Annotated in this window: 8 protein-coding genes; 5 read left to right on the top strand and 3 right to left on the bottom strand. The window is 56.9% G+C overall.

All coding sequences use genetic code 11. From position 1 onward, the window contains the following. Nucleotides 1–5 precede the first annotated feature (5 nt). Together pheT and zapA are read left to right on the top strand one after the other, a co-directional pair. Nucleotides 6–2,447, top strand: a complete 2,442-nt coding sequence (gene pheT / locus AB1S56_RS17470; protein WP_340868222.1) for a phenylalanine--tRNA ligase subunit beta — start codon at nt 6–8, stop codon at nt 2,445–2,447. A gap of 126 nt (nt 2,448–2,573) precedes the next feature. Further along, entirely contained in the window at nt 2,574–5,555 is a 2,982-nt protein-coding gene (zapA, locus tag AB1S56_RS17465; protein ID WP_340868221.1) for a cell division protein ZapA, read from the top strand. Nucleotides 5,556–6,080: 525 nt separating this feature from the next. On the opposite strand, the gene AB1S56_RS17460 is transcribed toward zapA, so the two are convergent. The 3 genes from AB1S56_RS17460 to AB1S56_RS17450 form a co-directional block, all read right to left on the bottom strand. Further along, a complete protein-coding gene (locus AB1S56_RS17460) occupies nt 6,081–6,761 on the bottom strand; it encodes an SDR family oxidoreductase (RefSeq protein WP_340868220.1) in 681 nt (226 codons plus the stop codon). Between the two features lie 84 nt (nt 6,762–6,845). Beyond that, complete coding sequence (locus tag AB1S56_RS17455) at nt 6,846–7,223, bottom strand: cytochrome C oxidase subunit II (protein ID WP_340868218.1); 378 nt, start codon at nt 7,221–7,223, stop codon at nt 6,846–6,848. 202 nt (nt 7,224–7,425) lie between these two features. Next, nucleotides 7,426–7,797, bottom strand: coding sequence for a phage holin family protein (locus AB1S56_RS17450; RefSeq protein WP_340868216.1), 372 nt, complete (start codon nt 7,795–7,797; stop codon nt 7,426–7,428). Nucleotides 7,798–7,989: 192 nt separating this feature from the next. Here AB1S56_RS17450 and AB1S56_RS17445 point away from each other — a divergent pair, with 192 nt between their 5' ends. The 3 genes from AB1S56_RS17445 (at nt 7,990) to AB1S56_RS17435 (ending at nt 11,512) form a co-directional block, all read left to right on the top strand. Next, nucleotides 7,990–10,362 (top strand): endonuclease MutS2, encoded by a 2,373-nt coding sequence (locus tag AB1S56_RS17445; protein ID WP_340868215.1) that lies wholly within the window; start codon nt 7,990–7,992, stop codon nt 10,360–10,362. Nucleotides 10,363–10,384: 22 nt separating this feature from the next. Further along, nucleotides 10,385–10,807: a DUF350 domain-containing protein gene (locus tag AB1S56_RS17440; protein WP_340868210.1), complete on the top strand. Its 423-nt coding sequence runs from the start codon at nt 10,385–10,387 to the stop codon at nt 10,805–10,807. A gap of 135 nt (nt 10,808–10,942) precedes the next feature. Next, on the top strand, nt 10,943–11,512 hold the full coding sequence (locus AB1S56_RS17435; protein ID WP_340868208.1) for a hypothetical protein: 570 nt from the start codon (nt 10,943–10,945) through the stop codon (nt 11,510–11,512). Nucleotides 11,513–11,545 lie beyond the last annotated feature (33 nt).

Raw genomic sequence — 11,545 nt, 5'->3', positions numbered from 1 at the left:
AACAAATGAAGGTATCTTACCAATGGTTGAATGAATATATCGAGCTTGACGGCATTGCGGCGGAGGAGCTTGCGGAGCTTATGACACGCGGCGGCATCGAGATTGATGGCGTGGAATCGCGGAACAAAGGCGTCACAGGCGTCGTAGTGGGTCATGTTGTGTCCAAGGAGAAGCATCCGGACGCCGACAAGCTGAATGTATGCAAGGTGGACGTCGGCACGGGCGAGGAGCTTCAAATTGTGTGTGGAGCCAAAAACGTGGACGCGGGCCAGAAGGTTCCCGTTGCGGTTATCGGAGCCGTATTGCCTGACGATTTCAAAATTAAACGCGCAAAGCTGCGCGGCGTAGAGTCGCAGGGCATGATCTGCTCCGCGAAGGAGCTGGGCTTGAACGATAAGCTGCTGCCGAAGGAGCAGCAGGAGGGCATCCTCGTCTTGCCGGAAGCAACGCCGGTGGGCACGCCAATCGGCGACGTACTGGGCATCGATGACGAGGTGCTGGAGCTGGACCTGACGCCGAATCGTTCCGACTGCCTCAGCATGCTGGGCGTCGCGTATGAAGTCGGCGCGCTGACTGGACGCGAGGCGAAGCGTCCAAGCGAGTCCGTTCATCATGCGGCAGCGGATACCGCAGACTATGTATCGGTGAGTATTGAAGCGCGGGAGCAATGCTCGCATTACGCTGCCCGTTATATTAAAGGCGTACAGATTGGACCGTCTCCGCAATGGCTGCAGAATCGCCTGATGGCGGCGGGCGTTCGCCCCATTAACAATGTAGTCGACGTCACCAACTTCGTCATGCTGGAATACGGACAGCCCCTTCACGCGTTCGACGCTGACAAGGTGCCGGGCGGCCGCATTCTGGTGCGGATGGCGCGCGAGGGCGAGACGATCGTCACGCTTGACGATCAAGAGCGCAAGCTGGAGCCGCATATGCTTGTTATTACAGACGGCAGCGAGCCGATCGCGCTGGCTGGCGTTATGGGAGGCGCAAGCACGGAGGTGACCGCTTCAACCGTTAATATTCTGCTGGAGTCCGCTAAATTCGATGGCGGCACCATTCGCAAGACATCCCGTCAGCTTGGCCTGCGTTCGGAATCCAGCATTCGCTTCGAGAAGGAAGTGGACCCTTCCAACGTCATTCCTGCGCTTAACCGCGCGGCGAAGCTGATCGCGGAATTGGGCGAAGGGTTTGTCACGCAAGGCATTGTGGAAGCTATTGCTGCTGCGGCTGAGCCGAAGCAAGTGACGGTTGCGCTGGAGCGGATTAACAGCTATCTCGGCACAGAGCTGACAAGCCTGGAGGTGCGTTCCATCTTCGGTCGCCTGCAGTTCCCCTATACGCTGCATGACAATGACGTATTTGTGGTGGAAGTGCCAACCCGCAGAGGCGATATTACACGGGCGGTGGATCTGATCGAGGAGGTTGCGCGGCTGCATGGCTATGACAACATCCCGACGACGCTCATTCATGGCGACGCCATTCCAGGCTCGCTTACGAAGGAGCAGTCGATTCGCCGCGAGCTGCGGAAGCGGCTTACGGACTCCGGCCTGCATGAAGTGATATGCTATTCCTTCACGAGCCCGGCCAGGACATCGCTGTTCCCGGCTCTGACGAGCGAGGCGAAGGCGGTTCGGCTTGCGATGCCGATGAGCGAGGAGCGGAGCGTGCTCCGGACGACGCTGATTGCGCAGCTGACGGAGACGGCCGTCTACAATCGCAATCGCAAGAACGAGTCTGCCGCGCTGTTCGAGATCGGCAGCGTCTTCCATACCGATGAGGAGCAGCTGACGCGCCTTCCGCAGGAGAAGCATCGCTTCGCTGCGCTGCTGACGGGCAACAAGACGGCGGCCTCGTGGAATACGAAGGCGGAGGCTTATGATTTCTATGATGCCAAGGGTATTGTGGAGACAATCGCTGAGACGCTGGGCTTGTCCGGCAGCATCTCATACGCGGCGGCGCAGCCGGAGCATTTTCACCCTGGAAGAACGGCATCGGTAACGCTTCATACGCCAGCAGGCGAGGTTGTGATCGGCTATGTGGGCCAGCTTCATCCGGCGCTGCAGGTGGAATGGGATATGGCCGACACCTATCTGGTGGAGCTGGAGCTGAACGCGCTCTACGAAGCAGCCAGCAGTGACATTGCTTACAAGGCGCTGCCGAAATATCCCGCTATGGAGCGTGACATCGCCGTTGTGGTTGATGCGGCAGTTGCCGCGGGAAGCCTGACAGACGCTGCATGGGCGACTGCCGGAGAGCTGCTGGAATCGGTTCGCGTATTCGATGTGTATACGGGCGAGCGTCTGGGAGCGGACAAAAAGAGCGTCGCAATCTCCCTCGTATACCGTCATGCGGAGCGCACGCTGACCGACGAAGAGGTTACGGCTGTACACGGGCAAGTCGTACAGAAATTCGAACAATCTTTTGGCGCGGAATTGCGCAAGTAGGCAGGAAACAAAAGGAGCCGCATCGAATTAGTTCCTAGCGAACGTCGATGCGGTTTTTTTTGTGTAAAGAAGCTATACAACCCCATGAGACGGCCGCGATTTGGACGATTGGAGGATATGACCAGCATGGATAACGAGCAAACCGTTGTAACCGTTGATATATATGGCATTCAATATAAAATTAAAGGTCATTCCAATATCGATTATATGAGGCGCGTAGCCAGCTCGATAGATGAAAGCATGAAGAAGCTCGCCAAGTCAAATCCCAGGCTGGACAATCAGAAGCTGGCCGTGCTGTGCGCGATGCAGACGACGGAGGATGTGTTCCGTCTTCGCCGGGATCTAGCCCGCCTGCAGGAGGAAGAGGCGCGCGCGATTGAGGTAAAGCAGCAGCTGGAGGCGGAGAAGCGCCGTTATGATGAGCTGACGGAGAAGCTGCAGCAGACGAAGCTGGAGGCGGAGAACAGCCTGAACGAGCTTCGCGAGCGCGCCGACAAGCAGCTGAAGGAGAGACTGGCTCAGGCGGATGGACATTATTCATCGCTGCTGGGAGCTGCAGAGGACAAGGTGAAAGCCGCTGAGCAAGGGCTGCTGCAGGCTCAGGCGGAGCATGAGCAGGAGCTGGCGCGCCTGAGAGACCAGCTGACGGAGGAGAAGAAGACGGAGCTTATCCAGCTCAAGAGCCGGCTGGAGACGGAGCTGGCCAAGCTGGAGCAGGAGCGGGACAAGGCCATTGCGGAGCTGGTGGAGCAGCATGACGCCGCTATCAAGGCACTGGAATTCGAGCGTGATCAGCTGGCGTCCCATGCGGAGGAGGAGCGTAAGCGATTTAACGCCGCCATCTCGGAAGAGAAGGAGAAGCTTTCTCTGCACTACATGGCAGAGATGGAGCAGCTGGTGGCGGAGCATGCTGCCGAGCTTGAAGGTCTGGCTGCGGAATATGCTGCAGGCAAGGAAGCCTTGCAGGAGGAGCACGCAGCCCAGCAGAAGGAAGCGGTTGAGAAGCTGGCAAGCGAGATGGACGAAGCCAGGAGCACGCTGGAGAGCGAATGGCAAGCCAGATGGGAGCAGCGAGAGCGGGTATGGCAGGAGAAGTGGCATGCCCGGGAGCAAGCATGGCAGGAGGAGAAAACGGCAGCACGATCGGAGCTGGAGCTTGCTTCATTGGAGCGGGAAGAACAGCTGAAGCGGGAACTGGAGCTGCTGGAGCAGTCCGGCAGGTCCGAGGCGGAGGAGTGGGACAAGGAGCGCCGCTCGCTTCTCGCACAGCTGGAGGAGCAGAAGCGGGCTGCTGCATCTGAGAAGGAGTCGTTCGAGAACCGGCTGGCTATAGCCGATGATCAAATTGCGCAGGCGTTGGAACAGGAGGAGTCGCTGCGAACGTCCGTGGCTCAGCTGCAGCAGGAAGCGCAGGCCTATCAAGAGCAGCTGAACGATGCCGCCGAGCAGGCGGAGCAGTTCGCTGAGGAACGGGGCCGCTGGTCTCAGCGCCAGCAGGAGGCAGAGCGCACTTTAGCCGAGCGTGTTGCGCTTGCCGAAGAAGCGGAGAGAAGCTACACGGAGCAGCTTGATCAGCTGGCGTTCAAGGAGCTGGAGCTGACGGAGCTGCTGGAGCAGCAGAAGGCCGCCGAGCAGCAGTGGAAATTGCAGCTGGCGGAGCGCGAGGCGAATGAGCGGGCACTGCGTGAGCAGCTGGAGCGGCAGGAGTCTTCTGCGCGCGAGGCCCAGGAGCTGCTGGAGCTGCTCCAGCAGGCGGACGGCGAGCTCCGTGAGCGGCTGGCTGGTATGGAGGCTGCGAATACGGAGCTTCGTACAGAGCTGTCTGCCAAGCTTGAGCTTGCGGAATCGGCACAGGGCGAGCTGAAACGGCAGCTCCAGCAGCAGGAGGATGAAGCTCGCGAGCTGCGCAATCAGCTGGAAGCTGGGGCTCAGGCGGAGCGGGAATGGTCGGAGAAGCTCCGGAAGGCCGAGCAGGATCTGCACGAAATGTCAGAGCTGAGCCAACTGGCGGAGGAAGAGCTCCGATCGAAGCTTGCGGCGCAATCTGAAGCCGAGCAGCGGCTGAAGGAGCGGCTGGAGTTGCTTAGCGGCAGAGAGCGCGAGCTGTTGGAGGAGCTGGAGCAAGCGCGGGCACACGCGCAGGAGCAAAGCGCAGCAGCCGCCAAGCTTGGCGTTGAGGCAGAGGAGCTGAGCGCGAAGCTGGAGCAAATAAAGGCTGATGAGCTGGAGCTGTATGAGAAGCTGGAGGTGTCCTTGTCGGCGGAGCAGGCGCTGAGGGAGCAGCTGCAGCAATCCCAGGAGGAGCTGCGGGAACGTCTGGAGCAGCTGGCGCTGCAGGAAGCAGTAGAGCGGGAATGGCAGGCGCGCATTGAACAGCTTCAACGCGCAGCAAGCGATGCCCATGAGAAGCTGGAGGCGGCAAGGCGAGAGCTGCAAGAACAAGCCGAGCTGCTGCAGCTGGCGGATGAGGAGACGGAAGCTAAGATCGCGGAGTGGAAAGTCACCGCTCAGGAGCTGACTCAGCAGGTGGAGCAGGAACGCGCGAAGCAAGGGGAGCTGACGCAGCAGTTAGAGCGGGAACGCACGAAGCAAGGAGAGCTAGCGCAGCAGGTGGAGCGGGAACAAGCGAAGCTTGTGGAGCTGGCACAACAGGTGGAGCAGGAACGTGCGAAGCAAGGGGAGCTGATCGAGCAGCTTGAGCTGACCGCCGCAAGAGAACGGATTGCCAGCGGTATGCTGGAGGAAGCTAATGATCGAGCGGAAGCGCTCAGCCGTCGGCTGGAGGATGTCCAGGAGCAGCTGGCGAAGCTAGAGGAAGAAGCTTCCAGTATGAGACGCCTGAAGGAGGAGCTGGAATCGAACGAGGAGGCTCTTCGGGAACGGATGGAGCTTGCTATGAGTGAAGCGGCTGCCGCTACAGACGTGCAGGGCGATTGGGAGGAGCAGCTGGCCGAGCTCCAGCGCGAACGCGACGAGGCAGCGATGGGCGTAGAGCGTCTATCCGCTCAGCACGACGCGCTCTCCGAGGAGCATCGCAAGCTGAAGATTGAATACTCCAAGCTGCAGACGGAGTTTAATGAGTGGATCGAGCTGATTGAACAGAGCTGAACTAGCAGCTAGTAGCTCACCTCTTGGTGCAAATAGACGTGCCAGAAACGTCTAAATGTGCTCGGTAGCGTGGTTTGAAGCAAATAGACGTGCCAGGAACGTCTAAATGTGTGCGGAAGCGTGGTTTGGAGCAAATAGACGTGCCAGAAACGTCTAAATGAGTGCGGAAGCGTGGTTTGGAGCAAATAGACGTGCCAGAAACGTCTAAATGTGCTCGGTAGCGTGGTTTGAAGCAAATAGACGTGCCAGAAACGTTTAAATGTGTGCGGAAGCGTGGTTTGGAGCAAATAGACGTGCCAGAAACGTCTAAATGTGCTCGGTAGCGTGGTTTGGAGCAAATAGACGTGCCAGGAACGTCTAAATGTGTGCGGAAGCGTGGTTTGGAGCAAATAGACGTGCCAGAAACGTCTAAATGTGCTTGGAAGCGTGGTTTGGAGCAGCAGTATTGAAATGCAAGCAAAGGAACCAGCCAAGTAGCGGCTGGTTCCTTTGCTTGCAGCCAGTGTGTAAATCGCGTTCTAGCTGCTAGCCATAGGAGTGGATCGTGCCCGTCGGACCGCCATGGGACAGGCTTGCGAGCCTGACAATATCCGGTGTGACGACTGCAGGGTCCTTGCCGGTAGCGTGCATCTCGCTGCGGAGGCTGCCGGGATTGTAGAGATTGACGAGGATGCCATGTTCATGCTCCTCATCCGCTACGGTGCGGGTCAGGGATTCAAGGCCAGCCTTGGCCGCGCTGTAAGCCGCGAACCCTCCTGCGCCGTTATGGGACAAGCTAGACGTAATATTGATAATGCGGCCGTACTGCTGTTTTCTCATGCTGGGCAGCACCGCTTTGGTTAGCAGGAAGGGACCGGTCAAATTGGTGGCGATTTGCTTCTGCCATTCCTCGGCGCTAAGCTCCATGACGGAGCCTGGCTCCAGAATGGCAGCATTATTCAGAAGGATGTCGATACGGCCATGCTCGGCTAGCGCGGCTGCTACGGCGTCGGCCACTTGGCGCTCCTGCGTAACATCCGCTTGAATGAACATAGACTCCCGCCCGGTCTGTTCGCTGACAACGGCCGCCGTCTGCTCCAGCCGCTCCAGCCTTCTGCCCAGCAGCACGACCTCAGCTCCGGCTTCGGCAAATGCAATAGCGCAAGCGCGGCCAAGGCCGCTGCCGCCGCCGCTGATTATCGCTACTCGTCCTTCAAGTGCTGCCATGTGCGTTCCTCCATTCATCAGATATATAGGGTTAGCCATAACGAAGAAGCCTCGTCCGCTGGGATGAGGCTTCGATTCGTATTATTATTGCACAACGAGCTTTGCTTTCATAAGTGCATGTCCATTGCCGCAAGGTATGGAGCAAATGATGTTATACGTGCCAGGTTTGTCGAATTTGACGGGCACGGTTTCGTTGTTGCCAATGCGGTAATTCGTTTTTAATATACTGACGCCATGCACGCCGTCCACGGAGTTCAGCTTCAAGCCGACCGTTTCGCCTGCTTTGATCGTATATTCACTCTGGTCAAACTCCCAGTTCTTGGCCGTAATGACCACCTCGGAGGTTGGCGGCCCCAGGTCTTCGGCAGCTGTAGTTGTCGTATTGACACTGTTAGAGCCGCAAGCGGCTGCAAGCATGACTGTCAGCGCGAGCACAGCGATGTAAGCGATCCATTTGTTCATAACGGTATCCCCCTTCTGTTGACTATATTCTCATCATAACCGAAAAAAGACAAACACAGTCTAACCCATCGTGACAACAGTTTGACAAAATGTTGAATGAATATCGAACGGGCAACCGAAATCGGAGTAAAAAACCCTCGTCTGCCCGCAGTGGACAGAGGAGGGCTGTTCGTCAGTTGCTCGGTCCCATACAAGCTTGCCGTTAGCGGTCGTGATGCCCGCCGTTCCGTCTGCCGGCTTCATATGGGGTGCTGACCGGAATAAACAGGTCGATAATCCCGATCGCAAGCGCCGCCAGAATGGCTCCCAGCCACGTGACGGTGACATCGCCGACGATAAATTGCGCAATCCAGATCACGGCTGCGCTGGCCAGAAAACCGACAATCCCGCGTCCAAACGGCGTAACACGCTTGCCGAATATGCCTTCAACAATCCAAGCAAGAGCAGAGATGACAAGAGCAAGGAACACCGCGCTCCAGAAGCCCCCTATACTGAATTGCGGAACAATAAAGCCAACGAGCATCAGCACGAGCGCCGCTACAATAAATCGAATAACATGTCCTAGAAAAGTCATATGCCAAATTCCTCCTAATCTTATTGGTATGCCAGCTGGATCAGGTGAAGATAGTCTGGGCTGATTCGGAATTAGTGTTGCCCCTCATGCAAAAAATATGTATGCAGGTGCCAGATCGGCTATAGGCGTTCTCGCCTCGTGCATCGGGTTCAAGGTTCGGATATAATAGAAAGGCGAGAGGAGTGTTATTTGTTGGACGCCAAAATATTGACTACGCTTGAATATCCTAAAATTATCAATAGATTGATCGGACACGCCAGCACAACGCTCGGCAAAGCCAGAGCGGAGGAGCTCCGGCCCGTAACGGGGCTGGAGGATGTGAAGCTGCTGCTGCAGGCGACAGACGAGGCTTATGCAGCGGATCGTCTCAAGGGCAGCGCGCCGTTCGGCGGCATTGCCGATATTCGTGCGCCGCTGCATCGCGCCCGAATTGGGGGCACGCTTAATCCGGCGGAGCTTCTTGAGATTGCCTTCAGCTCGCGCGGCGGACGGCGAATCAAGAAGCATATCGAGCTTATACATGAGGATCATCCTATTCCAATGCTCAGCGCACTTGCGGAAGGCATTGGCGAGAGGAAGGAGCTGGAGGATGCCATCTTCGGCTGTATAGATGAGCAAGCGGAGGTTATGGACAGCGCGAGTACGGAGCTTGCCTCTATCCGCCGCGAGCTGCGCACCGGGGAATCTCGCATCCGCGAAAAGCTGGAGTCCATGATCCGCTCCAGCTCTGTGCAGAAGATGCTGCAGGATGCCATCATCACGCTGCGCAATGACCGCTACGTCATCCCGGTCAAGCAGGAGTACCGCGGAAGCTTCGGCGGATTGGTGCATGATCAGTCCGGCTCCGGCGCGACATTGTTTATCGAACCGGAAGCCATTGTAGCGATGAACAATAAGCTGCGGGAGACCAAAGCGGCGGAGCAGCGCGAAATCGAAAAAATATTGCAGAAGCTGACCGCTCTGGCCTCGGAGCATGTGGATGAGCTGCTCGTCAACCAGGATTTGCTGGCGCAGCTTGACTTTGCGTTCGCCAAAGCCAGACTGGCGCACGAGATGAAGGCGACTCAGCCGCGCATGAACGACAGGGGCTTCCTGAAGCTGAAGCGAGGCAGACATCCCCTTATCGACAAGGATCAGGTGGTGCCGCTGGATGTGGAGCTGGGCAACCAGTTCACGGCGATCATCGTGACAGGACCCAATACAGGGGGCAAAACGGTGTCCCTCAAGACGATTGGCCTACTCAGCCTGATGGCGATGTCCGGGCTGTTCGTGCCTGCCGAGGAAGGCAGCCAGCTGTGCGTGTTCGACGCCATCTATGCAGACATCGGGGATGAGCAGAGCATTGAACAGAGCTTGAGCACCTTCTCCAGCCATCTGACCAATATTATCCGGATTCTGAATGCCATGACTTCCAAAAGTCTGGTGCTGCTAGACGAGCTTGGCGCCGGAACGGACCCCGCGGAGGGCTCTGCCCTGGCGATTGCGATTCTGGAGCACATTCACGCACGCGGCAGCCGCATCGTGGCAACGACGCATTACAGCGAGCTCAAAGCGTACGCTTACAACCGGAAGGGCGTCATTAACGCCAGCATGGAATTTGATATCGCGACGTTAAGCCCAACCTACCGGCTGCTCGTTGGTGTGCCTGGGCGGAGCAACGCGTTCGCCATTGCGGAGCGGCTTGGGCTGCAGCGCTCCATCATCGATACGGCGCGGGGCGAAGTCAGCGAAGAGGATCAGCGTGTGGAGAGCATGATCGCTTCTCTGGAAGAGAATCGTCTGACTGCGGAATCGGAGAGGCAGAGCGCGGAGACGCTGCGACTGGAGATGGAGCGTCTTCGGGCAAAGCACGAGGCGGAGCGTCTGAGGTTCGAGGAGCAGAAGGAAAAGCTGCTGGAGAAGGCGCACGAGGAAGCGCGGCAAGCCGTAGCCAAGGCGAAGCGTGAAGCGGAGGAAATCATTGCGGAGCTGCGCAAGCTTGCGATGGAGGAAGGCGCTTCGGTGAAGGAGCATAAGCTGATCGAAGCCAGGCGCAAGCTTGATGAGGCTGAGCCCGCAGCCAAAGGACCGAAGAAATCGAAGCCAAGCGCGGGATCGGCGAAGCCGCAGAAGATTGGACCTGGCGACGAGGTTATCGTCTACAGCCTGAATCAGAAAGGCATTGTAGTGGATATGCACAGCTCCGACGCGACCGTGCAGCTTGGCATTCTGAAGATGAAGGTAAGCCTGGACGATATGGAGCTGGTGAAAGCGAAGCCTCAAGAGAAGGCGCCACCACAGCCAAAGGCCTCATCCAGTCTGAAGCGAACACGCGACGACAATGTTCGAATGGAGCTGGACCTGCGCGGAGAAAATCTGGAGGAGGCCATCATGGAGGTGGACCGGTTCCTGGACGAATCGTTCCTGTCTGGCTTCGGCCAGGTCTACATTATTCATGGCAAAGGCACAGGCGTGCTTCGTACGGGCATACAGCAATATTTGCGCAAGCATTCTCATGTCAAGAGCTTCCGCAACGGCGACTACAATGAAGGCGGCATCGGCGTGACCGTAGCGGAATTGAAATAACGAACGGTGGGGAGAGGATCCTATGGAAGCGGATATCGACAGACTGCTTGACAATCCTTATGCCGCGTCTTTGGTTTTTGTATCGGTGACGGTGCTGTCGCTGATTGTGTTTCTGTCAGTGTTCGAGCTGGTGACCAAATACAAGTGCTGGGATGAGATTAAGAAAGGGAATTTGTCCGTTGCGATGGCTACCGGCGGCAAAATTTTTGGCATTTGCAATATTTTCCGCTTTTCCATTGAAGCTAATGACTCCATCTACCAGAGCCTGCTCTGGGGAGCTTATGGCTTCGTCATCCTGCTGATCGCTTATTTCCTGTTTGAATTTCTGACGCCTGTATTCCGTATTGACGAGGAAATCGCAAGAGATAATCGAGCGGTGGGCTTCATCGCGATGGTTATCTCTGTGGCGTTGTCCTACGTGATCGGAGCGACTGTTATTATCTAATGCTGGAGGACTCTGAAGGATATGAAATATTTGTGGGTCACGCTGCTTGTGTGCGCCGTGCTTTTTTTTGTGAGCGGTATTATTTATTTAATGTTGAATTAGTGGAACTCAAAGGATAAGGGAGAGATAAGGATTATGGGGCCAACGGAGTCAACAGAACAAGGGCAGGATAAGCAAATTTGCCAATGGTGCTTAACGGAAATTATATGGGACGAGGAGATTGGGCCGGAGACGCATTGCCCGCATTGCGAGAATGAGCTTGGAGGTTATCGCTCCCTCCAGATCGGTATGAATGGGGATGAAGGCGATGATGATTCATCCGCATCCCAACACCAGGATGCTTCGGAGGATGATGAGGACTGGCTCGATGAGGATGAGGAGCAGGACGAGCGTTATTCGGAGGAAGAAGGCTTCCGGGGCGGCAGCCGCAGCAGACTTGCGGCAGAAGGCGTCATACAACGCATATTGGATGAGCAGCTGGAAGCGCCGGAATGTCCGGCGTGCAGGGAATATATGCTGGATGCCGGCTTGCAGACGATCGATTCCGGCTTCCGTCCAACAGAATCGAAGGCGATCGGTATTCCGATTGTGCCTAATCCGTTCCGAATCGTATGGTATGTATGTCCGGCCTGCTATCATACGTCCTCGTTCCTTAGCTTGAACGATCGGGAGGAAATGCTGAACCGCCTGGCGGAGCGCTCCTAATCCATCACGGCAGCGGCCAGCTCGGGAGGCTGC

Origin of the sequence: Paenibacillus sp. PL2-23 (assembly GCF_040834005.1) — a bacterium.
Lineage (GTDB): Bacteria > Bacillota > Bacilli > Paenibacillales > Paenibacillaceae > Pristimantibacillus.
The sequence above is the reverse complement of the archived record's forward strand: the minus strand, read 5'-3'. Positions and strand labels throughout refer to the sequence as shown.